This is a genomic window from Nostoc sp. MG11 (assembly GCF_014904695.1).
Lineage (GTDB): Bacteria > Cyanobacteriota > Cyanobacteriia > Cyanobacteriales > Nostocaceae > Komarekiella.
The window spans coordinates 1-25,053 of the sequence record NZ_JACXXN010000028.1 but is presented as its reverse complement, the minus strand read 5'-3'; the positions used below and the strand labels follow the sequence as shown (position 1 = coordinate 25,053).

Below are 25,053 nucleotides of genomic sequence, written 5' to 3'. Positions count from 1 at the left end.
TTGCGTCCTTGGCGGTAGCCTGCGGCAAGCCGCTACGCGTCTACGTTAAAAAAAACTATGAAAATAACTATTCCCGAACTATCCCTAATTGTCCTCATCGGTGCTTCCGGTTCCGGTAAGTCAACTTTTGCCCATAAGCACTTTCAACCCTTCGAGGTGCTGTCTTCAGACTTTTGTCGCGGCTTGGTTTCCAATAATGAAAATAGCCAGTCTGCTACCAAAGATGCCTTTGAGGTGTTGCACTTCATTACTGCCAAACGGCTAGCAGCAGCTAAACTGACTGTAATTGATGCTACCAACGTGCAGATGGAAGATCGCAAAATTCTATTGCAAATGGCACGACAATATCATTGCTTTGCGATCGCGATCGTCCTCGACTTACCAGAAGAATTATGCCATGAACGCAACCAACAGCGCAGCAATCGCCAGTTCGGCTCCCATGTAGTGCGGCGTCATAGCCAAATGTTACGGCGTTCTCTACGTGGTTTGGAAAAAGAAGGTTTCCGCTATGTCTACACTCTCAACTCTCTAGCAGAAATTGAAGCTGTTGAAATCGAACGCCAACCCCTCTGGAACAACCTAAAACACGAACACGGCCCCTTTGACATCATCGGCGACATTCATGGCTGTTGCGACGAACTTGAAGCATTACTCCAACAATTAGGCTATGAGAAGGGCAGAGGGGCAGGGGAGCAGAGGAGCAGGGGGGAAGAATTTACTTCCACTCTCTGGGACACTCCTATTTACTACCACCCCCAAGGACGGAAAGTTGTTTTTTTGGGTGATTTAGTAGACCGTGGCCCGCGTATCTTAGATACAGTCAAGCTGGTGCGAAACATGGTTATGGCAGGTGCAGCTATCTGCGTTCCTGGTAATCATGAAAACAAGCTATTGCGGAAACTACGAGGTAAAAATGTCCGAGTCAATCATGGGTTAGAGCAAACCCTACATGAGATTGAGGCGTTACCCGATGAGGTGCGCGAACCTTTCGCAAAAGAACTGCAAAAATTTCTGGATTCCTTAATAAGTCACTACCTCCTAGATGACGGACGGTTAGTGGTGGCTCACGCGGGGATGAAACAAGAAATGCAGGGACGGGGATCTGGTGCGGTGCGCGAGTTTGCTCTGTATGGTGAATCTACTGGCGAGATTGATGAGTTTGGCTTACCCGTCCGCTATAACTGGGCGGGAGAATATCGGGGTGAAGCGATGGTAGTTTACGGGCATACTCCTGTACCAGAAGCAGAATGGCTGAATAACACTATTGATATTGATACAGGCTGTGTCTTTGGCGGCAAACTCACCGCCCTCCGCTATCCAGAAAAAGAATTGGTGAGCATTCCGGCTGCTCGTATATACTGCGAACCTGTGAAACCTTTGGTACAAAACACAGTCACACGCACATCTCAGCAGGAACTCGATGATGTCCTGCACATTGAGGACGTATTGGGTAAGCGCCTCATTAACACGCGACTTAAGCCCAACATTACCATTCGAGAAGAAAATGCGATCGCGGCTTTAGAAGTGATGAGCCGTTTTGCCGCTAATCCGAAATGGCTGATTTACCTACCACCCACTATGTCCCCTGTGGAAACATCTTCAACACTGGGATATTTGGAACACCCAGCGCAAGCCTTTGCCTACTACCAACAGGAAATCACTGAAGTAGTTTGCGAAGAAAAACACATGGGTTCGCGGGCAGTGGTGGTTATTTGCCGGGATTTAGGAGTTGCCGAGAAACGGTTTGGTGTGGTGAATGAAGGTATTGGCATCTGCTACACCCGCACAGGAAGGCGTTTCTTTGATAATCCAGCATTGGAAGCGGAACTATTGGCGCGGGTGAATGCTGCTCTTTCCCAAAGCGGCTTTTGGGAAGAGTTTAATACCGATTGGGTGTGTCTAGACTGTGAATTGATGCCTTGGTCAGCTAAAGCACAAGGGTTACTGCGAGAACAGTATGCACCTGTGGGAGTGGCATCACGCCTTGCTCTCAATGATGCTGTTAGCTTATTGCAACAAGCAAGCGATCGCAACGTCGAAATCAGCAACCAACTCAGCCACTACCAGCAACGTGCAGAGATGGCGCATCAGTATATCACTGCCTACCGCCGCTACTGCTGGTCTGTCACCGATATTTCTGATCTAAAACTCGCACCCTTCCACATCCTGGCAACAGAGGGAGCCGCCCACATCGACAAAGATCATCGCTGGCATATGGAGCAAATCGCCAAAATCTGCCAATCAGACCCCGTCTTGCTCTTAGCAACTGCCTATAAAGTCATAGATTTGACTGACCCAAGCAGCCAAGCTGAAGGAATTCATTGGTGGGAAGAACTTACTGCTGCGGGTGGTGAAGGTATGGTTGTCAAGCCAATGCAATTCATTGTCCAAGGCAGTCGCGGCATTGTGCAGCCTGCGGTGAAGTGTCGCGGACAAGAATATTTGCGGATTATCTACGGTGTAGAATATTCAGCGCCGGAGAATCTGCAACGTCTGCGACAACGTGGGCTATCCCTCAAGCGTTCTCTGGCGATGCGGGAGTTTGCTCTGGGTGTTGAAGCCTTGGAGCGATTTGTCTCTCATACTCCGCTGCGCCGCGTGCATGAATGTGTTTTCGGGATTTTGGCGCTAGAGAGTGAACCTGTAGATCCGCGATTATAGTACAACACAGTTTAATTAAAGGGCATTGCTGAATTGAAGTATGAAATTTAAAAACTTAACATTTTAAACTCTTACTCTCTGCGCCTCTGTCTTGAAAAGTTGAGCCACTGCGTTGGACGGGTTCCCCGGCTTGAAGCAAGTGGCGTCTGTTCGTCGGAAGCCGGCGCTCAGACTTTCCGCTGCGTCTCTGCGTGTTAGCGTAGCGGGGCGTAGCCCGATAAATTCATACCTGGATTCAGCAACGCCAATTAAAGATTAGACCTCTTGCATGAATCAGATTATGAACTCCAAATAGATAAATTTCTCGTTACTCTCTGCGCCTCTGCGCCTCTGCGTGAACCTTAAAATTCTTATTTTCAGATATTCGTGCAAGAGGTCTATTTTTTGTACAAATTTCATGCGTGTAGAGACGTTGCAATGCAACGTCTCGGAGCGAGGTTATTGACGTGCTATAGATAAACTTCAGAGTTGACGCAATAAGGTAAACGATCGCCTGTAATGCCAGCTATCAAGTTGGCGATCGCGATCTAGGAATTAAGTTACATTACCCTAAAGCAATATCTAAAAACATCATGACTACAAAGCCCAACATTACACCGATAGTTCCTTCTTTCTCTAAGCCTTTGCGATGAGATTCGGGGATAATTTCATCACTAATCACAAATAACATTGCTCCCGCTGCAAACGCCATCGCCCAAGGTAAGACAAAATTAGCGACACTCACCACACCTACACCAATCAAACCGCCAATTGGTTCAACTAAACCTGTAAGCAGAGATATCCACACTGCATAACCTGGTGAATACTTCTCAGATACTAAAGATAATGCCACTACTAAACCTTCTGGGATGTTTTGCAAACCAATTCCCAAAGCTACAGGTATACCATCGCTAATGTTGTTGTTAGCAAAATTAACTCCTACAGCTAAACCTTCGGGGAAGTTGTGAATAGTAATTGCAGCAATAAATAGCCAAATTCGCTTAAGGTTATTACGGTGAACATTTTCTTGTCCTTTAAAGAAATGTTCGTGAGGTAAAAACCGATGTGCCAGTTGTAAAAAAACTCCGCCTAGTAGCATCCCCCCAACAATAATTAAAGCTGCACTAGCTTGAGATTGACCTTGATCTGTTGCTGCTTCTTTTGCTGGCACAATTAACGAAAATGATGTTGCTGCTAACATCACTCCTCCACCAAACCCCAGCATGATTCCCTGCACTCGCTGTGTGAGATTTATTGGTAATAAAACTGGCAAGGCACCGATGACTGTGGCAAGTCCTGCACCTAAACTAGCGATCGCACCGATTACAAGGCTTTCCATACCTGGGATTCTTTATCCAATTTTCTAAATAAATCATAGTCGAAATGATTATGATTTGTAACTAATTTTATAAAAAAATCGCAGGCGGAAAAATGTCTGCGATTGATAAAAATATATCTTTGGAATGATTAATTATTCAATTAAATCTGCATATCAAGAGAATTACCAAATAAACGGAATCAAGCGAACGCTGGATTGTTGGTACTCGGCATAGTCTGGATACTTGGCGGACATTGACTGGTCTTTCTGGGACATACGTTGGAGAGAAGTAAATAAGACTGCTACTGGTACAAAATAAGCCCAAGGCGAACCAGCCACAACACTAAAACTTAGATACCGCAGCAAATCGCCAAAGTAATTAATATTACGAGAAAATCGCCAAATCCCATCACGAACCAGCCCCGCACCGTATTGTTTAGCGCTAAGCTTTTGGACATCAGCGGTTGCATTGATCAGCGTACCAAAAGTATACAGCGGTAGTGCTACAGCAGTTGTTGTCATTGATAGAGGGACAGGATTGGTAAATGCCAGATATCCAGGTAGGGCATACAAAAACCCGACAAAAAATAATACAAGGATAAACCTACTAACCCCCATAGGTTCATTAAATATCTGTCGCCGCTGGGGATAAAACCACTGTTCCACTAGCCACCAGAGACAATAGCTAATATGCAGACAGAGATAGATAATCTGTCGAAAGTCTTGGATACCGAAGACGACAGCAAAAGCCACCAAGCAGACAATTGTGAGAATTTTTGCTGTGTTAATGGCTGTGAGTGCTGTCACCCTACTTTTTTCAACGTTGGCAGTGTTTTGCATGGGTTTAGCAACCTTATCTTCTTAAATATAGGTACTTTTATGTTCGTCGATTAACCAACGTGGCGCTAGCTTGGTCAACTGGCATAAGTACAACTTCGTTGATATTGACATGAGGCGATCGCGTGACGCAGAAAAATATCACATCAGCTATATCATCTGGGGTGAGGGGGGTAACTCCTTGGTAAACCTTTTTGGCACGTTCAGTATCACCATGAAAGCGGACATCGCTAAATTCTGTCTCTACCATACCTGGATCAACAGAAGTTACGCGTACAGAGGTTCCTAACAGGTCTTGTTTTAAGCCTTCAGAAATTGCCTTGACAGCAGCTTTCGTAGCACAGTAGACATTACCGCCAGGATAGGTTTGATGTCCGGCGATAGAACCTAGATTTACCACATGACCGCGACCACGACTTACCATTCCAGGAACAATATAACGAGTCAGATAAAGCAAACCCTTAACGTTAGTATCAATCATTTCTTCCCAATCTTGGAAGCTAGCTTCGTGCAACTTGTCTAAACCGCGACTCAGACCAGCATTGTTAATTAGGATATCGATGTTAGACCAAGAAGGGGGTAGGGTAGAAATAGCAGATTCAACAGCAGCGCGATCGCACACATCTAGCTGTAATAAATGAATCTCAATGCTGAATTCTTTTGTGAGTGCATCTGCTAACTCTTGCAAACGTGACCATCGCCGCGCCGCCAAAATCAGTTTCGCACCTGCACCCGCAAAAACTCTCGCACAAGCAGCACCAATACCACTACTTGCGCCAGTGATCAAAATAATTTGATTTTGCAGAGAAATCATTATTAGTCAAAAGTCAAGAGTTCAGTCTCAATTGTCCAATAATATGGAACTGACGCGAATTTACAACTCAACTAGAACACCGATTCAGTATTCAAGATAGGGGCGAGAAAAACCGATTATTTTGTAGAGACGTTGCATTGCAACGTCTCTACAGTCAATGAGAATTGGTCATTTTACTGAAAAGAAATTAGGTTTTGCAATTACTGAATCGATGCTCACTTTTTCACTACTTGCAAGCGCTGAGTTACCATTGTTAGACCGTCGCCTCGGAGAATCACCGCCGAAACCCATTGGCTACCAGGGGTGGATGGCGCTTGTCCCACTTTAAAAAGTCCGCCAGATGTCAGTAATTCCAAATCTACAGTTGTAGGATTGAGATATTTATTTGGTTGGATAGGTTCTTCCAAAGCTGTTCCCAGAAGAAAATCCTCACCCAGTGGCTCTTTGACGATCGCATCAAAACTATACTTCTGACCGACTCTCACCTGCTGAGGTAATTTAAAATCAATTTGGGGTGGCTTGCTACCAGAGGTGAGCAGGGTGCGTTCTGCCAAAATGTCTTGGCGGACGATTTTTGCATTTGTAAGGCGCTGACGCGATGTAATGGAGGCATTGAGAGCCATATTATTACTGTTGGCAGAAGGTAAGCCGGTGATATTAGTTACCGTTTCGGCGACGATCGCATTACCTTCAGATTTCCAAGAGCGTAGCTGTGTGCTGTATCGTAAATTTGGATATCTTTGCCAGAGTGAAGTTAAAGCTTTTTCTAAAGTTTGGCGATTTAATCCATCCCCATGAATGAAATTAGTACCGTAAAATTGCATCACCCCTTTGACATCGCCTTTACTGGCGGCTGCATCAACTTGTGTCAACAAGTTTCTCAGTTCTGCGGGTGCATTTTGGGAGGTATTACGTTGAGCAAGTTCCCCAGATTTAAGTAATTGTCGTGGTGCATTAGCTTGAGCGCGTTGCCAACTACTGCTTAAACCAAGTGTCAGTAGAAACAAAATCAACCAGATGCTCACGGAAAATCTTGGTTGGTGTCTCACTAATAAGGCAATAATGTTATTCATTGGTAAGAGTTTACTGATTTGAGTAGAGAAGGTAGGGAAATTGTTTTATCTTAGTTAAGCTAGGCGCTAAACGGTAGAGGTTTGATGGCAAACGCACCGATAAAATTACTAATAGCTGCCAGTGGGACTGGTGGACACTTATTTCCAGCGATCGCACTGGCCGAGAAACTGCCAGATTATGAAATCGAATGGCTGGGCGTACCCAATCGCCTAGAAACTCAACTTGTCCCCAAACAGTATCTTTTGCATACTATTGCAGTTGAAGGGTTTCAGCAAGGGTTTGGACTCTCCTCTCTCCGCATCTTGGGTAAACTCGTCAGTTCGATTCTGGAAGTTAGGCGAATTCTCAAACAGGGAAATTTTCAAGGGATGTTTACTACAGGAGGTTATATTGCAGGGCCAGCCGTCATTGCGGCGCGTTCCCTCGGTTTACCTGTGGTTTTCCACGAATCTAATGCTTTACCAGGTAAAGTGACTCGCTTTTTTGGCCCTTGGTGCAGTGCGGTAGCTCTAGGCTTTATAGAAGCTACTAAGTATTTACCTCGTGCAAAAAATGTCTGCGTGGGTACTCCCGTGCGCTCGCAATTCTTAGATGCAGGAATTAATACACCACTAGATTTACCCATTCCTGATAATGCTCCCTTGATTGTCGTCTTTGGTGGTAGTCAAGGTGCAGTTGCAGTTAATAAGTTAGTGCGCCAATCAACTCAAGCTTGGTTTGATGCTGGTGCGTATGTAGTGCATTTAACTGGCGATCGCGATCCCGAAGCAGATAATCTCAAGCATCCGCAGTATATAGAGTTGCCCTTTTATGACAACATGGCAGCTTTATTGCGGCGGGCTTCTTTAGCAATTAGTCGTTCTGGTGCGGGTAGTTTAACAGAATTAGCGGTGTGTGGAACGCCAGCGATTTTGATTCCTTACCCCTTTGCTGCGGAAGACCATCAATCTTACAATGCGGACATATTTACAAAAGCTGGTGCAGCGTTAACATTTCAGCAATCGGAGTTGACAGTTGAAATATTGCAAGCTCAGGTGTTGAATTTATTGCGATCGCCAGATGAGTTGGCAAAAATGGCAGAGAAAGCAAAGGCGATCGCTGTTCCCGATAGTGCTGAGAAATTGGCGTCTTTGGTACGTGAGGTGTTGGAGATGTGAGATGTCGTAGCAGTGTATGCTGCAAGGCTTGACTGCCGCCAAGCGAAAGGTTTTTAAAACGCTACAATCACCTTAGTGAGGGCAAGCGCTAATCCTCAGCAGTAACCAGGGCGATAGCGAAGCCATCGTACCCTTTGCTACCCACGGTCTGGATCGCGGTGGCACTCACACGTGACGACTCAGCGAGCAGTTCGTTAAAACGGCGTACCCCCTGGACACTGGGATCACTGCTGGTAGTATCGATCACCGCTCCGTTGCGGACAACATTATCGGCGATGATCAGGCTGCCGCGACGGGAGAGCTTGAGCGCCCACGCAAAGTAATCTGGATTGCTTGGCTTGTCGGCGTCGATGAAGATCAGGTCAAATGGTCGGCGATTTTCGGCGACAAGCTGCGGCAGCGTAGAGAGCGCTCGTCCGAGGCGCAGCTCAACGATATCGCCTAGGCCGGCGTGCCCGATGTTGGCGCGGGCAACTTCAGCGTGCTTTGGGTCAGACTCCAGCGTAATTAGGCGGCCATCGGCAGGCAGCGATCGCGCGAGCCAGATTGTACTATAGCCGCCTAGCGTGCCAATCTCCAAGATGGTACGTGCCCCGTGGATCTGCGCCAACAGCAGTAGCAGCTTGCCCTGGTTCGGCGAAACGTTGTGCGGCGGTAGACCGGCCGCGGCACTGGACTGGAGCGCCGCATCTAGCGCGGGGTCGGGCGGCACAAGCAGATCGGTGATATAATGGTCAACCGCAGTCCATTGTTCTTGAGTCATAGATCCTCGCTTTACAGTAGGGCTAATTCGTCAATAGTTGATAGTCTCGAAACTTCAACGCTGCAAAGGGATCATGTTCTGTAACTTTATGGTTGTGGAGATTTGAGTTCCGTTTGCTCGAAGACATTTTTTAGTAGAGCTAAGCCTTCTTCAATATTGGAAATTTGTTCTTCTGTAAGATCTTTCAATAGGTCGGAAATATGAGCACGAGTTTGATCTTGAGATTGCTTAAGATGGTGCTTGCCATCTTCAGTCAGATTCAGAATAACCCGCCGCCGCTCTTGAGGATGATCGCTGCGTTCTACCAGGTTGCGTTGTACTAAGCGTTCTGTTGTGGCGGATGCTGTAGCACAAGTTACACCTAGATGTTCTGCCAGTTCTGATATTGAGGCTCCTGGATTTCGGTTGATAAATGCCAGCGATCGCAACTGAGGTATAGATAAAAAAGCAGCACTGTGAACACGCATATCTGCTCGGATAAACCGCATCACCAATGGAACTGTATCCATCACTCTAGCGGCACATTCTTGGGAAGTTGCACCTTTAGCGGGTTTATCCAAGGTCATGGGATGGTTATTCTCCTGATTACATTGCTACCCGTGGATAAAGTTTTCCACAGATAATCGTCAAGCCTATTAATGTTACCAAGAGAATTGTACAATCCAGACCGAAACCATAGAGACTAGTGCCATTCAACAGCATCGTGCCGCGTAAGGCGTCAACCTCATAAGTCAAGGGATTTAAACGGGAAATAAACCTTAACCAATTTGGCATCAGTGAGATGGGATAAATAGCATTACTGGCAAAAAATAACGGCATGGTTAATAATTGCCCAATTCCCGTCATCCGTTCTCGTGATTTCACCACACAGCCAATAATTAATGAAAAAGTACAGAAGCAACCTGCTCCCAGCATGACTATCACTAGCACTTTCAAAATCGCCAGGGGATTGAGATTGAGTTTGACACCTAACAGCAGTGCCAATCCATAAATGAATACTACCTGTGGTAGGCACCGTACTCCACATGCTATTGCTTTGCCTAACGCCATTGCCACACGAGGTGTAGGGCTAGCTAGGAATTTATGCACAATTCCTAAATCGCGCTCCCAAATCAGCGTCATCCCACCAGTGAAAATTGCTACAAACAATACACTCTGTGCTAATATTCCAGCGGCCATAAAGTCTAAATAAGGTAAATTCCCTGTGGGAATCGCTTTAGTGCGGGAGAACACTTGTCCAAAGATTAGTAACCATAGTACTGGTTGTACGGCTCGCACAATTAAATCTGTCGGATCATGCCGCAGTTTCCGCACTTCAAGTTCTGCAATTACAAGGGATTTTGTAACTAGCTCATGAATTGCAGAGATCAGATTGGATCGGCGAGTAGGTAGTGGCTCAACCCAACCGCTGAGCAGCACGTCTGTTTCTTGCGGTTTCACGGTAGCTGACTCCTGATGCTAATTGGTCGCCTGTATAGTAAATAAACACATCATCCAAAGTTGCGTTAGGCTGATTTAGAGAGGCTTTTAAGTCACTGGGTGTACCTGTAGTTATAACTTTACCCTGCTGCATAATCGCTACTCGGCTACACAGACTGTCGGCTTCTTCTAAAAAGTGGGTTGTTAAAAATATGGTTGTGCCGTGATCTGCACAGAGTTGTTGTACAAGTTTCCATACCTGAGTCCGAGCTAGTGGATCTAGTCCTACGGTCGGCTCATCAAGAAATAAAATGCGTGGTTGATGCAGGATTGATTGGGCGATTTCCAGCTTGCGGATCATGCCACCGGAGTAAGTTCGCACTAGGCGATTTGCAGCATCCTGTAAATCCATAAACGCCAACATATCACGGATATGGCGATCGCGCCTCTTCCAGGGAATTTCGTACAGCTTGGCAAAAATTAAGAGATTTTCGTAACCTGTAAGACTGCCATCAGCAGAGAGGGCTTGAGGCACATAGCCGATAACCCGTCTAACAGCAGTGGCTTGACGAGTCACGTCATAACCAGCCAATATTGCTTTACCAGTACTCAAAGGCAGCAAAGTCGTCAACATTTTAATAACTGTACTCTTGCCAGCTCCATTGGGGCCAAGCAAGCCAAATACTTCACCTTGTTCCACAGATATGTTTAGGTAATCAACAGCAGTTACCTTGCCAAAGCGGCGTGTGAGTCCCTGAGTTTCTAGAATGATCGGTCTTGGCTCACACTCAAGCGGTTCTGACCAATCTGCTTGTCCTGTCATTATAGTCACAAGTTCATGTACTTCCTTTATTTAGACAAACTAATTATTAGCTTCTCAATATATACATAGGAAGTCAATAGGCCTCTGGCATGAATCCTTGCTCTCATACCGATTCAATTAATGATTGCAACAAATCCTTCGGTAGAGACGTTGCATTGCAACGTCTTTACAATGGTCTAGTTGTTCTGCTGTGGGCGAGTGGTGATATCGCGGACGCTCGCACAATGGTATCCCTGTCCATTTAACTCCAGATAATTAAGGTTTATTTCTACTCTGATATCTCGACCATCTTGAGTTTGATGAATAGATTCAAAGGTGAAAGCGCCTTTGTGTTTAAGTTCTTGCCATTGTAAGCACCAAGTAACCGCTGGAAAATTTGGGTCGATATTGTGAACAGTCATAGTCAGCAGTTGTTCACGCGAATAGCCGAGTGTACGACAAGCTGCTTCATTCACGTAGACAATTTGAGCATCTGAATTAATAAAAAATATCGAGTCTTTAAACCTGTCTAAATAAAATTGGCTGAGTCTCAGTGCTAACTCTGCTTTTTGGCGATCGCAAATTTCCTTTTGCAACCGGATATTTTGCTCGGTAAGTTGCTTTTGCAGCCTCCGAATAGTCAAGTTATTCTCTACACGAGCAAAAACTTCTTCTTCACTAAATGGTTTGGTGATATAATCCACGCCCCCAACGGCAAAGGCTTTAACTTTGTCGAGTACCTCATCCAGAGCGCTGATAAAAATCACCGGAATATCGCGGGTTTTCTCCGAAGCTTTGAGATGTTGACAGACTTCATACCCATTCATCTCTGGCATCATGATATCGAGCAAAATTAGATCGGGCGGGGCGGCTTGCGCTGTCTTTAAAGCTGTTTGTCCGTTGATCACTCTGCGAATTTCATATCCCATCTGAGTGAGCATGGCGGATAAAAGTCGCAAATTATCAGGTGTATCGTCAACAACTAGAATATTTGCTTTAAATAACTGAAGATGATTATCCATTCTCTTCTGATTGTGTTAAATCAATCACTTTATCAATACGAAAGTTATTGACCCAATCAGCCAGAGTGTTTGCCAGATGGGCAGATTCTTGAGGAATTTGCTCAATCAAGCTGAAAATTAGCTTCTCATCTGTACACAGTGCTGCTTGATGTAGTTTTTCCACCCACCCAGAGGGCATCCGAGTCAGAACCTCTTTTAATGAACAACACTCAATCTCTGAATCTTCGCCAAATTGCTCTACTTTAAGAGCTTTTTGCTCATAGATATAGCGTACTCCTAAATATTGAGCCATCTTATTCAAAATTACTTCTTCTCGGAAGGGCTTACGCACAAAATCGTTACAGCCTGTAGATAGAATTACAGATCGTTCCTCATCAAAGGCGCTAGCAGTCAGAGCAATGATGATGGTAGCCTGACCTTTTAAATGGGTTTTGATTTGTTTAGTGGCTTCATACCCATTCATCACAGGCATCCGCATATCCATCCAAATCAGGTGAGGTTCCCAAGTCTCCCAGAGATTTACCCCTTCTTGACCATTTTCAGCTTCACGTACCTCAAACCCAAGTGATGTCAGCATCTTGACTAAAAGTAAGCGATTTTCCCATTTATCTTCAACTACTAAGATCCGATACTTTGGTTGATTAGGCTCTAAACCAATCACTCGTCGTTTTAGCTGTCGAGTTTTAACTTTAGCTACTTCTGCTGGGCTAATCTTGATATCAAAAGCAAAAATCGTTCCTTGATCTAAAGTACTGCTAACAGCAATGTTTCCCCCCATCAGGCGCACAAATTGTTGGCTAATAGTTAAACCAAGACCAGTTCCTTGCTGAGATTTTCGACCAGTTTCCGTTTGAATAAAGGGTTTAAACAACTTCTCCAGTTCATCTGGTGCAATACCAGGCCCAGTGTCTTCGATTTCAAAATGTAACAAGCAGGATGAAGACTGAGAATTTTGTCTTGTTTCTACTTTTTCTTGCTTGATTCCGACTCGCAAAATCACACCACCTTCTTCAGTAAATTTGATGGCGTTACCAAGGAGATTTATCAAGACTTGACGTAATTTACTCTCATCTGTAAGTACATATTGCGGGACTTCTGGAGTCCGCTCAAAGATTAGCTGTAAGCCCTTAGATTCTGCTTTGAGTCGCAACATCTCTACGAAAGAGTCAAGTAGAGAATACAAGTCAAAACTATTTTCATTTAGTGTCGTTCGTCCGGCTTCAATTTTGGACATTGATAACACGTCATTGATCAAGGTCAGCAAATGCTCGCCACTGCGATTAATTATTTCTAGATGTTCTAACTGACAAGCATTCAAAGAGCGATCGCGAGTCATTAGCTGTGTAAAGCCAAGAATACTGTTGAGAGGGGTACGAAGTTCGTGGCTCATATTGGCCAGAAATTCGCTTTTGGCAAGGTTTGCAGCTTCGGCTTCTTGGGCTTTCACCTCCAATTGGCGGCTGTAATTTTCTAACTGTTCACGAGACATTTTTAACTCTCGCATCAGCCAATACACTCCAATTAATAGTGTTCCCACTGAACCCAGTCCCACCAGCATAATTGTCCCTGCGAGCTGACGAGCTGGAGCAAATGCTTCTTCTTGATCCATCTCAACTACTAAGGCCAGATCTTGGTCGTTTAGCCAGCGATACACTCCAATGACTGGTACTCCAGCATAGTTGCGATAAAGCCCAAAGCCTCTAGCTCCACTCATGGCCGCATCAATACCTCGACTGCTGACACTCTCAGAGACTTGCTGTGTGTTGACTTGCGCTTTTGAGATCAAGGTATTTTTAGTTATCAAACCAACTAAGTAGGTTTTGCCGCTTTTACCCAAACCTGTACGTTCGCGGACAATTTGATCAATTTGGTCTAAGTTTAGATGAGCTAAAAGCACACCTTGTCTTACTCCAACCGCGTCACGTAAAGGTGTCGCCAAGGTGATTGATGGCTTATTAGTTAGATGCGAGACATAAAAGATGGGAGTAAAGGAGTCTCCTGGCTCAACTTGTTCAACATAAGTCATGTTCGCTAAAACTTCGTGCTGACGTTCACGCAGCTTGTCAGTAGATAAAATGACCTGATTGCTGCGATCGAGAATAAAAATCTCTTTGAGGTTAGGTTTAAGTTTGGTGATTTCTATGAAGTACTTAGAGACAACCGTGGAAGCGATACTATGTTTTGCATCAGATTCACGACTTAGGAGTATCTTTAGGTTCGTTTGTACATCTGGAAACTGAGTTGTTAGGAGAAAATCCCGCTGTTGGTCTTCAAACCAACGGGAAATTTCTTCCTCTTTAAGCGTTGCTGTTACACTTAGTCGATCAAAGGTGGCTTGCTTTAAAGCCTCTCTGGCTTCTATGAAGGTAACTCCTCCTACTACAGCAACACTCACTAAAGACAGGAGTAAGAAGGAACTGGCAACTTTAGTTGTTAGGTGCTGATTCCAGAATTTCATAAGTTATAGTCACGAAGAAACTAAAGGAACAGTAAGAAACAAAACTACTCAGTGGTGAAATCCAATAGACTTTTAATAAAAGTCAATGCTGAGATGCCAATATGGAATTTATCACCTCTTTTTTGGGTATTTATGCAATAAACAACATATTTCTTAAGCCTGTATAAAATAAATTTTTATGATTAAATCTGCATTCTAACTTTTGTTTTTTATTTGGCTCACTGCCATTCGTCAAAAATTTGCTTGCTTTGCTCAATTGTCTCATCAGCTGCTTGCTCTGGAGATACACTAGACACAACTCTTCGATGGAGAGCTTTACCCCAAATATTGTCTTTTAGGACTAAGCTATAAACTGGGTTTTGGACAATATAAAATGGGCTAGTTTGACCTTTCATCAGTGTTTTAGCAGCAGTCGACAGCTGTGGAACTGCTGGGTTTGTCCAAAAGGAGTCTTGTCAAACTGGTGCTATGACTGGTGGATATCGACATCCAACAGCTTTGAAATAGTTTGCTATGGTTTCAGGTTTTATTTTTGTATCTGGTTTTTGATTTACCTTTGGGTTATCTTGTATTTGTTTCCAAAACTCCCAGAAGCTATCCCAATCTTTGGGAATGTTGCGTTCACTCTTACCTACTTGGTTTAGCAAGTGCTGCCAGTTGAAAATATGAATGGTTTGACTAATTTTGACTGCATAGTAGTCCCGCTTTTTATTAAAATTGTTATAAAAATATACGGTTTTTAGCACACCCTTGGAATAAAGTATCAAGACCGTGAGCATATAGCGACGGTTGATTTGTCTCAACATGAAGGTAGAAGTTTGCTTGGCTCTTAGATGATTCTTAAAATCTTGAGAAATTTGAATGGTTTTTGTTCTGGATACCATGCTTGTAGAACTCGCATCTCACCTTGGGTAGATGTACTTAACTTAATGCCTTTTGGAAGTTATCTCATTAAAAAAAGAATTTCTTCAACAAGGCTAAAACTTCAGCATGGCGAATATCTGTAAAATTTACTTAGTTTTTAGCATCATTTTTGACAAAAAAATGACATATATCTTTTGATAAAAGTTATTTTTCCTCGTTTCCCTCGTCTACTTAGCAAAAAGTCTGGAATGCTTTGAGAGGAATAGTTTCAGCAAAAAGAGTTTTAATTACTATTGACAAATAAAAAGTATTACGTAAAATATTACGTATAAGCTTTATTGATCTGACTAAATTTTATTAAATCGGCATTTCCAGAAAACGCACAAATCATGTCTCTTGCAATTTTTAGCAATGCTTACTCAGATGAACTGATTACGGCTACAGAGTTAAATCGTCAACCTGGGCGAATTCTAGACAAAGCCTGTGAACGCCCAGTAACAATTACTCGCAATGATCAATCTTTTGCACTGTTGCGTCGTGAAGATGCGGCTTACCTTGTTAAGGGAGTAACACAGAGTAAAGCTGTTTTTGAAGTACTATCCGTTGCTTTTAGTTTGTTACTAGGAAAAGAAATCGGTTCTGAGCATCCTTATGGATGGCTTAGAGTATTTGATGCAGATGATCTTCAAGATTTGATTAAAGAGGTTAGTGAAGCTTTTCGCTTAACTGATGTCTCTAACAATGCATGGGACTTGATTGACGCAATAATCCATGAATGGCATGAAAGTGCCATAGCAATTACCAGTCCTGATCTAGCCGCAGCTTTTAATGATGAGACTGATGAGATATTATTAACACAGCCTTCTAGTAAAAATGCTGCGTGAATTTTCGTGTGTCAGATAATCCAAGTGAAGATCCAATCATAGAGAATGTGGAGCCGCCAGAAGTTAAACTGACGGCTCATGCATTATCTAAAACAGAAAGCACTTGGTTAGTGGTAGCTAAAAATCACCGGGTGAATCAAGACTGGGAAGCCTTAATGCAGCGCCATCCAGAAAATTCTCGTCGTTGTTACGACGATTTATGTACTGCACCTATAACCAGGCTACCTAGTTGTGTTTTCTCTTTAAAAGGCAAACTGTACAAAGGTGCATGGGAATACGAGGTGACAAAAGGGGACAGAGTATTTTATGTTCCTCATGAAGAACAATTGAAAGTAATTGTCTACTACGCAGGAAAACATCTAAAACCTGCACCCACTCCATAATTTTTCTCAATAGGAAAAAGCGCTATGGTCACAATTCCTGTTGCTATGTGCTAACGTCGCTACTGGCTGTCTAAAGCTAAACAGTAGAGGATTATAATGATGTTAATTAGCATTAACAGCTTATGGCTCGCTCAAAACGTCGTTAATTGCGTGCAATAATTCGTAGAAAGTGTAGGGCTTCTTCACAAATACACTGACGCCAGCGCCAGCAGCTTCAATAAGCTGGCTGTTTGCCGCGATGCCGCTAATCCCAATAATTTTGACCTGTGGGTTCATTTGTTGCAGGATGCGAATGGTAGTTAACCCATCCATTGATGGCATCATCATATCCATCAATACAATGCTGATTTTATCTTTGTGCTGAGCATACGATGAGATTGCCTCAATGCCATTACTAGCTGTGAGGGTTCTGTAGTTGTAGTCTTCTAACGAAGTTTTGGTGATCTCTAGGATAGCGGCTTCATCATCTACAACTAAAATCAGTTCTCCGTTACCATTGGGTAATTCTAAGTTCTCTGTTTGCTGCTTTGTTCTTTCTTTGACAGCGGGTAAGTAGACCTGAAATGTAGTACCTTTACCTACCTCGCTCTCCACGTTAATAAAACCACCGTGGTTTTTGACAATACCAATTACAGTTGGCAGACCTAGCCCTGTGCCTTTGCCCGATTCTTTAGTTGTGAAGAAGGGTTCAAAAATTCGATCCAAAATTAGTGGAGGGATACCAAATCCTGTATCGGAGATAGTTATGACTACGTAGGAACCCACATGAGCATCCAGATTCATCTTGGCAAAGTTTTCATCAATGAATAAATTTTCTGCTGAAATATATAGAGTGCCACCTTCGGGCATCGCATCACGAGCGTTGACGCATAAGTTCATTAACACTTGATGCATTTGTGTAGGGTCTGCCACAATAGTCCAGAGATTTTGTGTAGGTAGACTCTTACTAAGTTTGATAGATTTTGGAAATGTGCTGTTAACTATTTGCTCAATTTCCAACAGTAGATATTCTAGTTGCAAAGTAACACCTCTGCCTTCAGAACCACGTGCAAACGTCAGAATTTGCTTAACCAAATCCGCTCCACGTTTAGAGTTCTGTTCGAGAACCTTTAGTAGTGGTTTATACCGCGCGTCGAGATTAGGAAGTTTGAGCGCCAACATTTGGGCTGAGGACATAATGGGCGTCAAGATGTTATTGAGATCGTGGGCAATACCTGAAGCCAGTGTACCAAGGCTTTCCAAGCGTTGAGCGCGGAGAAATTGGGCTTCTAACTGTTTTTTCTCGGTGATGTCGGTATCAATAATGAGGATGGATTTGGGTTGCTCTGCTTCATCCCGCATTAGTATCAAGCGACTGGCAACGATGACTTCTTTACCAGATCTTGTCAGTTTACGCAACTCACCTTGCCACGAGCCATACTCAATCACAATTTTTTCCGCTTCTTCGAGTTGTGGCGAAATTTCTTGGCGAAAAAGCTTATTAACATTTTTTCTGTTGGCTTCTGTTGCCGAAAAGCCATACAGCCGCTCAGCGCCTTGATTCCAGAATAGGATTTGCTGCTCTAGAGTGCAGACAATAATTGCGTCTGTGGTGATATCGAGTAGAGCCGCTTGTTCGCGGATTTTTTGTTCTGCCCATCTGCGCTCAATTGTCGTAGCCAGCACATTAGCGATCGCCTGTAAAAAATGAATATCATCTTGAGTAAACTCTCGGCGTTTGGTTGTGTGTGCGCCTAAGACACCAAAAGGTTGTTGCTGACCCTGGATGATGACGCTAATACCGCTGACTACTCCGTGGTTTTGCAACAACGGTGGGCCACTGAACCGCCTGTCTTCTCGAAGGTCGCAAACAATTACTGGCTCACTAGAAAGTAGCGTATAGCCCGCTTGAGAGTCGCTTCCTCCACCAACTATCCCATCTCCCACAAGTTCCGACTGCCAACCGACTCCTGCTCTTAAGAGTAAATTGTTGTTGTCAGGAAGCAGTTCTAAAACCTTGCTATACTCTACCTCAAGGCTTTTAGTAATCAGAGCAACGGCTTCATGCATTAATGCGTACAGATCTGTATCAGCGAGAGCCAATTGACCTAGTTTAGCTACGGCTGCTTGCTGGCGTGCCCTTGCTCTTAAACCGGATTCTATCCGCTTGCGCTCAGCAAGTTCAGTTTGTACCTGCTCGTACAATTCCGATTGCTGGATGGCAATACCCACTTGCATTGCTAATTGCTGAAGAAAATCGATTTCCCAGGGTTGCCACTGTCTGGATGTCTCGCACTGGTTGGCAACTAATAATCCCCACAAATTTTCTCCTTGTAAGATGGGAACTGCTAAATTTGCCTTGACTTGAAATTGAGCAAGTAAATCGCGGTGGCATTCGGTAAGACCTGCTGTATGGATATCTGCTACAGCTTGGAAGCATCCCTGTCTGTACTCCTTACCGCAAGTTTCTATGAAATAAGTGTCTTGGACTTGGGCATTCAGAACAGAGATCCAGCCCTCGGCAACTGATTCTACTACCACAGCGCCACTATAATCTGGCTCAAAGCGATAAATAAACACTCGGTCTGCCTGTAGCAACTGTCGAACTTCAGCTACAGTCGTGTTTAGAACCATGTTAAAATTCAAACTTTGGCGGATGCGCTGGGCAACAGACATCACCAATCGCTGTAAATCGATTTGCTGTTGTAGTGATGTGTCTATACGCTGGCGATCGCTAATTTCCTGTTGCAAAATTGTGTTGGTCTGGGAAAGCTCAGCAGTACGTTCCTCAGTGCTCATTTCTAAATCTTCTTGAGCTTGGCGTAGCACCTTGTTGTTCATGTGTAACATGCCTGACCTAATCTATTAGGTTATTGATATTTCGTGGCAACTATTTGCGCCTACCGTCTATTGCCCATAGCCTACATTTTGTCAGAGTACACACACTTTAAATCATCCTTTCCACAGATTATCTAACCAAAACTCAAATGTTTTTCAAAACGTCTTAAATACAATCATGGCAAAGATTTCAGATTCTTTATCATCTTTTGACGGTGAGAATAAAAACATTTGGTTCAAACAAGCTTATTTTTTCGACTATTTATTGATAATACTATCAATGATGTCGATGTTGACACTCTAGAAGCTTTTTTCTCTCTCTACAGAGAGAAATATATTTTACTTACTCTAAACTTTAGATATAGACATAGATTGAACGATGCCTCGTGGTAAGTCCTGTGCGTCAGGGTTTCAATATATTTTATAAGTGGGTAGAGGAGCAGAGTGAATGGTTTAGATCAAGAATTTCGTGAAATGGTATAAGTAGTTATTGAGGTGAGTTTTATTCTTTGCCAAAAAATTCCTTCACCGCTGCCATAGCATCAGGGGGAATCTGCGTAATTAGACGAAACGGAAATGCCGCAGTTGAAGCAAACTGGGCGTAATCTGGTGTGAGAAAGATCGCGTAGCTTTTAGCTTCTGGAGTCATCTGGGCAGCAAATGCCAAAGCTATAGCTTTTAGGAATTCGCGAACGTCGGTTGCTTGTTCACCCACGATTTCGCCACCGCTAAAAGGTGTATTGGGTTGTCCTGCTTGATCCAAAGTAGTACTGGGGTCTTTCACACTTAGATGAGTACCTCCAAGTATACCAACCAGCCACTTAGGTGATGGGATTTTGTCAAATGCCACAATTTGCTCAGTTAAAGCTGGGGTACTTTTATCTGCGGAACTTGCCAAGACTAGGGTGGGGATTTGCACCTTAGTTAAACCTGTTTCGCCAAACATTAGAGAAGTTGTAGGACTCAGAGCGATAGCTTGTTTAATCCGAGTATCCCGAAGCTGATAGCTGTCTTCTGGTAGTTCTTGACCAACGCACTGGATGGTTTCTCCCAAACTCAAAACAGACAAGTTATCCTTGCAACGTTGTTTGAGACGTTTTGGTTGTAACTCGGCTCCAGCAATTGATAAGGCTGTACCACCACCAAAAGAATAGCCAATGACCATCGCGTTATTGGTTGCGAGTTTTCCTTGAAGGGGATTGCTAGCTGTTTGGTTAAGCTTTTCGAGTTCATTGAGGACAAAACTAATATCTTTTGGACGATCTAAAAACTCTTGAGGCTGCAAAAACCTGGTCTTACCTTGGATTGCTAAGTCGGTACTTGTCCCATTGCTACCAGGATGTTCTAAAGCTGCGAACACATAACCGTGAGATGCTAAATGTTCTGCTAGATAGCGCAAGTCTGTACGGTTTGATCCCATCCCGTGAGAGTAGACAATTACGGGTTTGTTGAGAGTTGCAGCAGTTGACCAGTAAATATCAACAGGAATTTGGCGTTGGCGCTTTTGGTCATTTAGGTTTAATTTGAGTATTTGTACTTGAGCGCTTCCTGGTTGGCTGGGGTCAAAGGGGAAAGAAATCTGCGGTTGTCTGGGATCAAGTTGGGGAGCAATTGTCAGCATAAACTGCTGGGTGCGCCAAAAAGCCGTATTCAAACTCCCTGAAACCATGAAAGCCTGTGGCAAATTAATTTCCAGGCGTTGACTAGGATAGGCGGCGATAAAACTCAGTACGGAAAGACCTTGAGGTGAAGTAGAGCCTAACACTAATCCCGCTCTCAGTGCTTGTACACCGGCTTTGTCCTTTCGGACTATGGCTGTGGATATGTCGTTGAGAATCGTTGTGCCAATCTGAGTATTGAGTAATCTATTAATAGTGACAACATTTATTGGTACTCCCATTCTCAGCGCTCCCAAGAAAAAGCGGCGTTGTTCTTGCGATAACCTCTGGGTGAAAAGTTCTAAACCTGGAGGAAATTCTCCAGTTTCCGCCGCTTTTCGCAATTCGGCAAGGGAGATGGATTCTGCAAACAGACCAAAACGCACCACAACGGTGTCAGCCGCTTGTACAGAGGTATTTGCCCCAAAAAACTGTGTGAGAGCTACGGTAAACAAGAAACCCGCAACTATTTTTAGAGTTCTCCAACTTATTCCCATAAATAGCTACAATAATTGATACTTACGGGAATATAGCGGATATTTGTGTATTTGGCTACTCTAAAGATGAAAATAGAGTAATTGCGTATGCGATCGCAAAATTGGGATTGCAGATATATCTAGAGTATTTCCGTCTATACTCAGGACTTACGCAACTGTCATAAGCGACGGTGCGGCGCAGTCGCGCCGAGCGCCAAACAACTAGACAATAAATTGATATAACTGATATAGATAGCTGTGTTTTTCTCCAGACTTGGGGCGTTGTCCCGTGATGTTGGCGAAACTGACGAAAGAAATGAACACTATTGTGATATCCCACTTTAATAGCAATGTCCTCTACTGTTTCGGAAAGGGGAAAGGGGAAAAATTATTACTTTCCCTTTAACCCTTGCCCTTTTCCCTTGTTTGGTTAGGTTGATGGTTGAGTTTGCAAAACTTTATTCTGTTCTAGAAATGTAGTAGTAGCGTTTACTACAATCTGGGCTGCTCCCCTAAAAAACGATCGCTCTATGGAAGCTGGGATATCACTAGGTTGATGATAGTGAGGAGTACGGAGATTTGCAGTATCAGTTACTAGTACTGCACCCACTCCTTGATACCAAAACGGCGCATGGTCACTGCGTAAAGTATCAGGTGCCAGCAAACCTTTAAGAGGAATTGGCAATGTTAAGACTGGTGGGAGATTTGAATCCTCCTTATTTAAGGCAATTGGAGGGTTCATTTGTGAGTTTTGAAAGGCATTCAGCAAAGGTAAATGTTCGGTATCACCAACTACTGCTAAAAAGTCGCCCTTGTCGCTAGGTGGAGTAACAGGTAATCCAACAGGATACTGCTGACATCCAGGAGTGTAGCAAGCATATCCCACCATATCCATAACAATTACCCCGCGCAGGTTTTGCAAGCGTGTCGCTTTGCTCACAAAAGCCTTGCTACCTAAGAGTCCCGCCTCTTCTTTGTCGAAAAAAGCTAACTGCAAAGTCCGTGGCGTTGGACGTGAACCGAAAAGTCGGGCAACTTCCAACACCACAGCCACACCGCTGGCGTTATCATCAGCGCCAGGGGATGAAGCAACAGTATCGTAATGCGCCGCTACAAGAATTGCTCCAGCTGCTTTGTTTGTTCCTAAGCGTTCGGCAAAGATGTTAACACCTTCAGAGAAGTTTTCTAGCTTGGGTTTCCAGCCTAATTTTCTCAGTTCAGTTGTAATATAAGTGCGAGTACGCGATCGCTCTGCTGTCGTATAACGCTGAAAATCTAACTTTTCGATGTGAGTTACCAATTGATTAGCAGATACTTGCGGGGCAATCTTCACTTTCTGCAACTCTGGCTGTGGTTGGGGTGTTTCTACTGGAATGCTCTCAACAATTTCTGGCGAGGTATGCTGAAACAACCCGTTAAGTGCATTACCCCTGCTACCTACTACTGCAACTGCCATCAGCACCAACAGCATCAGCCAAATCCATTTTTTCATATAAATTTATCTCTGTCTCCCAGACTTAGGCTAACGTAAACACCAAGTTTGACGGTTTGTCTTTTGACAAAGTTAAAAACTTGGCTTAAAGTTCCGCATGAAATCAATATCAAAGAACCTGCGACCAGTAATCTCAGACATCAGGGTAAATAAATAGGTAATATGCTAGATTTGTCGCTGATCACGATCCTGGGGTTCCTGGGCAGTTTCGGACATTGCTTTGGGATGTGTGGCCCCTTAACGGTGGCGTTTTCTCTTTCTCATCAGCAGAAAACGCCCAATTGGCGACAGCAATTAAAATTTCACACCCTGCTAAACCTGGGGCGGATGTTGAGCTATGCTCTAGTCGGTGCTGGCATTGGCGCACTGGGTTCGGTGTTGGTAGAGGGTGGACAGCTAGCGGGTGTTGGCAGCGATTTACGCCGTTGGATGGCAATTATCACTGGTGTAATGCTGATTTGGTTTGGCTTAGGACAAGTCAAGCCTGAGTTGTTACCACGTATTCCCGTATTACATCCCTTATTGCAGGGCAGTTTGCATAACCGCCTAAGTACGGGAATGGTCAAGCTTTCCTCAAAAACTAGATGGTGGACGCCAGCAATTTTGGGAATGACTTGGGGTTTGATGCCCTGTGGTTTTCTGTATGCTGCCCAGATTAAAGCTGCGGAAGCTGGTAATTGGTGGATGGGTGCGGCAATTATGCTGGCTTTTGGCTTGGGAACCTTGCCCACTATGCTCGGTGTAGGCGTCTCTACGTCGTTGGTAAATAAAGACAGGCGTAGTCAATTATTTCGGTTAGGTGGCTGGGTGACTATCACCATTGGCGCAATCACTTTGCTGCGGACTGGTGACACAATGGTAGACTACACCGGACACGCTGCATTGATTTGCTTAATAATGGCGCTAATCGCTCGCCCCATCAGTAAGTTGTGGGCGTCGCCTCTGCGTTACCGTCGCGCTTTGGGAGTCGGAGCTTTTGTGCTTTCTGTGGTTCACACCGCCCACATGCTGGAACACTCATTGCAATGGAATTTTGCTGCCTTCTTTTTCTTGCCGCCAGAGTTTCAGTGGGGCATGGCTGCGGGTGCTGTAGCATTGATATTAATGACCCCCGCTGCTTTCACAAGTGTGGACTCGTTGCAGAAATCTTTGGGTAAGCGTTGGCGACAGATTCATCTATTGGGTGTGCCAGCTTTGCTCTTGAGTACCATTCATGCTGTACTAATTGGTTCCCATTACTTGGGTTCCTTACAATCAAATTGGGGGAATAAATTAGCGGCAATACTGATGGGAATTGTCACCCTCGGTGTGTTGCTAGTGCGTAGGTCAAAGCCCTTGCCGTAGGTATCGCGCTTGTTTTGGTCAAAATTAACTCTAGAAAAGTTTTATGTCCCCCCAAAATCCCGGTAAACCAAACTCTCCTAACTCAAATAAAGGAACAATCAAGTATTTATTACTGCTGAGTTGCTTAGTTATACCAATAACTAATGTTCATCCCGCCTCTGCCCATAGTGTGAAAATAGCAGGAGATGTCGGCGGCACTCTTCACATTGAACCAAATGATAATCCTCGTGCTGGAGAACCTACGCAAGCCTGGTTTGCGCTTACTCGCAAAGGCGGAAGGGTGATTCCGCTAGCGCAGTGTAATTGCCGACTAGCTGTTTATGCCCAACCCTATGCACCAGGAGAGCCGCCACTACTGGAGCCATCTTTAAACGCTGTGGCGGCTGAGCGTTATCAAGGTATACCAGGTGCAGAAATTGTTTTCCCCAAGCCAGGAATTTATCAGCTGCAACTGAATGGTAAACCGGCCTCTGAGACAACTTTTAAACCATTTAATTTTAAATTTGAAGTTACCGTAGCGGCTGGTACTTCTAATAGTTCACAAGATTTGCAAGATGTCAATAGTGGTGTAGCACAAAGTGAATCTAGACAATTACCACTTTTAGCGATCGCTCTCCCAATTTTGGGATTTATCGGCATCTTATTTGTCGTACTGCAAAGTATGAGAGGGCGGAGGGAGTAGGGTAAACAAGGTAGTAGCAGGCAAAGAAGTTTAATCATACTTCTCCAGCAGTTACAGCATTTACGGCTGTTATGAGGTACAGTAGCAGCAACTGGCAAACCAGTTTCTTAAATGTTGAGGATTTATTAAGTCGAGTGCAACTGAGATTA

Annotated in this window: 20 protein-coding genes and 2 pseudogenes; 6 read left to right on the top strand and 16 right to left on the bottom strand. The window is 44.1% G+C overall.

Annotation, left to right across the window (positions count from 1 at the left end; genetic code table 11):
* The first annotated feature begins 57 nt into the window (after positions 1-57).
* The gene (locus HCR01_RS26935; protein WP_193199115.1) at positions 58-2,661 is read left to right on the top strand and encodes a polynucleotide kinase-phosphatase; all 2,604 of its coding nucleotides are present in this window, start codon (positions 58-60) and stop codon (positions 2,659-2,661) included.
* Positions 2,662-3,205: 544 nt separating this feature from the next.
* On the opposite strand, the gene HCR01_RS26930 is transcribed toward HCR01_RS26935, so the two are convergent.
* The 4 genes from HCR01_RS26930 to HCR01_RS26915 form a co-directional block, all read right to left on the bottom strand.
* Positions 3,206-3,979 carry a ZIP family metal transporter gene (locus HCR01_RS26930; RefSeq protein WP_193199114.1) on the bottom strand — a complete coding sequence of 258 codons (774 nt, stop codon included), beginning with the start codon at positions 3,977-3,979 and terminating at the stop codon, positions 3,206-3,208.
* 162 nt (positions 3,980-4,141) lie between these two features.
* Positions 4,142-4,798, bottom strand: coding sequence for a DUF1295 domain-containing protein (locus HCR01_RS26925; protein ID WP_193199113.1), 657 nt, complete (start codon positions 4,796-4,798; stop codon positions 4,142-4,144).
* A 37-nt stretch (positions 4,799-4,835) separates the two neighbouring features.
* A complete protein-coding gene (locus HCR01_RS26920; RefSeq protein WP_193199112.1) occupies positions 4,836-5,609 on the bottom strand; it encodes an SDR family oxidoreductase in 774 nt (257 codons plus the stop codon).
* A gap of 215 nt (positions 5,610-5,824) precedes the next feature.
* The gene (locus HCR01_RS26915; protein ID WP_193199111.1) at positions 5,825-6,682 is read right to left on the bottom strand and encodes a nuclear transport factor 2 family protein; all 858 of its coding nucleotides are present in this window, start codon (positions 6,680-6,682) and stop codon (positions 5,825-5,827) included.
* An 84-nt stretch (positions 6,683-6,766) separates the two neighbouring features.
* Here HCR01_RS26915 and murG point away from each other — a divergent pair, with 84 nt between their 5' ends.
* Positions 6,767-7,840 carry an undecaprenyldiphospho-muramoylpentapeptide beta-N-acetylglucosaminyltransferase gene (murG, locus tag HCR01_RS26910; protein ID WP_193199110.1) on the top strand — a complete coding sequence of 358 codons (1,074 nt, stop codon included), beginning with the start codon at positions 6,767-6,769 and terminating at the stop codon, positions 7,838-7,840.
* A gap of 88 nt (positions 7,841-7,928) precedes the next feature.
* Here the strand turns inward: murG and HCR01_RS26905 are convergent, their stop codons facing one another.
* The 8 genes from HCR01_RS26905 to HCR01_RS26870 all read right to left on the bottom strand — a co-directional run bounded on the left by HCR01_RS26905 (position 7,929) and on the right by HCR01_RS26870 (position 15,188).
* Complete coding sequence (locus HCR01_RS26905; RefSeq protein WP_193199109.1) at positions 7,929-8,603, bottom strand: O-methyltransferase; 675 nt, start codon at positions 8,601-8,603, stop codon at positions 7,929-7,931.
* A gap of 86 nt (positions 8,604-8,689) precedes the next feature.
* On the bottom strand, positions 8,690-9,169 hold the full coding sequence (locus HCR01_RS26900) for a MarR family winged helix-turn-helix transcriptional regulator (protein WP_193199108.1): 480 nt from the start codon (positions 9,167-9,169) through the stop codon (positions 8,690-8,692).
* A 19-nt stretch (positions 9,170-9,188) separates the two neighbouring features.
* Positions 9,189-10,043, bottom strand: a complete 855-nt coding sequence (locus HCR01_RS26895) for an ABC transporter permease (protein WP_193199107.1) — start codon at positions 10,041-10,043, stop codon at positions 9,189-9,191.
* Entirely contained in the window at positions 10,000-10,845 is an 846-nt protein-coding gene (locus tag HCR01_RS26890; protein WP_226889660.1) for an ATP-binding cassette domain-containing protein, read from the bottom strand. Before HCR01_RS26890 ends, HCR01_RS26895 begins: the two co-directional genes overlap by 44 nt.
* 176 nt (positions 10,846-11,021) lie before the next feature.
* Positions 11,022-11,846, bottom strand: coding sequence for a response regulator (locus HCR01_RS26885; RefSeq protein ID WP_193199105.1), 825 nt, complete (start codon positions 11,844-11,846; stop codon positions 11,022-11,024).
* A complete protein-coding gene (locus HCR01_RS26880; protein ID WP_193199104.1) occupies positions 11,839-14,304 on the bottom strand; it encodes a hybrid sensor histidine kinase/response regulator in 2,466 nt (821 codons plus the stop codon). The genes HCR01_RS26885 and HCR01_RS26880 overlap by 8 nt, the downstream gene beginning before the upstream one ends.
* Before the next feature lie 218 nt (positions 14,305-14,522).
* Complete coding sequence (locus tag HCR01_RS26875; RefSeq protein ID WP_193199103.1) at positions 14,523-14,699, bottom strand: hypothetical protein; 177 nt, start codon at positions 14,697-14,699, stop codon at positions 14,523-14,525.
* A gap of 60 nt (positions 14,700-14,759) precedes the next feature.
* Positions 14,760-15,188, bottom strand: a complete 429-nt coding sequence (locus HCR01_RS26870) for a hypothetical protein (protein ID WP_193199102.1) — start codon at positions 15,186-15,188, stop codon at positions 14,760-14,762.
* Between the two features lie 369 nt (positions 15,189-15,557).
* Here HCR01_RS26870 and HCR01_RS26865 point away from each other — a divergent pair, with 369 nt between their 5' ends.
* Together HCR01_RS26865 and HCR01_RS26860 are read left to right on the top strand one after the other, a co-directional pair.
* On the top strand, positions 15,558-16,052 hold the full coding sequence (locus tag HCR01_RS26865) for a hypothetical protein (protein ID WP_193199101.1): 495 nt from the start codon (positions 15,558-15,560) through the stop codon (positions 16,050-16,052).
* A gap of 8 nt (positions 16,053-16,060) precedes the next feature.
* Positions 16,061-16,435, top strand: coding sequence for a hypothetical protein (locus HCR01_RS26860; protein WP_193199100.1), 375 nt, complete (start codon positions 16,061-16,063; stop codon positions 16,433-16,435).
* A 120-nt stretch (positions 16,436-16,555) separates the two neighbouring features.
* Here the strand turns inward: HCR01_RS26860 and HCR01_RS26855 are convergent, their stop codons facing one another.
* The 4 genes and pseudogenes from HCR01_RS26855 to HCR01_RS26840 all read right to left on the bottom strand — a co-directional run bounded on the left by HCR01_RS26855 (position 16,556) and on the right by HCR01_RS26840 (position 22,878).
* Positions 16,556-19,255: a GAF domain-containing protein gene (locus HCR01_RS26855; protein WP_320073181.1), complete on the bottom strand. Its 2,700-nt coding sequence runs from the start codon at positions 19,253-19,255 to the stop codon at positions 16,556-16,558.
* Positions 19,256-19,754: 499 nt separating this feature from the next.
* Positions 19,755-21,407 (bottom strand): alpha/beta hydrolase, encoded by a 1,653-nt coding sequence (locus HCR01_RS26850; RefSeq protein WP_193199099.1) that lies wholly within the window; start codon positions 21,405-21,407, stop codon positions 19,755-19,757.
* A 55-nt stretch (positions 21,408-21,462) separates the two neighbouring features.
* Positions 21,463-21,741 (bottom strand): annotated as a pseudogene (locus HCR01_RS40520) (hypothetical protein); the annotation flags it as partial.
* Positions 21,742-21,816: 75 nt separating this feature from the next.
* Positions 21,817-22,878 carry a M28 family peptidase gene (locus HCR01_RS26840; protein WP_193199098.1) on the bottom strand — a complete coding sequence of 354 codons (1,062 nt, stop codon included), beginning with the start codon at positions 22,876-22,878 and terminating at the stop codon, positions 21,817-21,819.
* A 162-nt stretch (positions 22,879-23,040) separates the two neighbouring features.
* On the opposite strand from HCR01_RS26840, the pseudogene HCR01_RS26835 reads away from it, so the two are divergent.
* Together HCR01_RS26835 and HCR01_RS26830 are read left to right on the top strand one after the other, a co-directional pair.
* Positions 23,041-24,288 (top strand): annotated as a pseudogene (locus tag HCR01_RS26835) (sulfite exporter TauE/SafE family protein).
* On the top strand, positions 24,266-24,904 hold the full coding sequence (locus HCR01_RS26830; protein WP_193199096.1) for a hypothetical protein: 639 nt from the start codon (positions 24,266-24,268) through the stop codon (positions 24,902-24,904). The pseudogene HCR01_RS26835 and the gene HCR01_RS26830 overlap by 23 nt, the downstream one beginning before the upstream one ends.
* Positions 24,905-25,053: the final 149 nt, after the last annotated feature.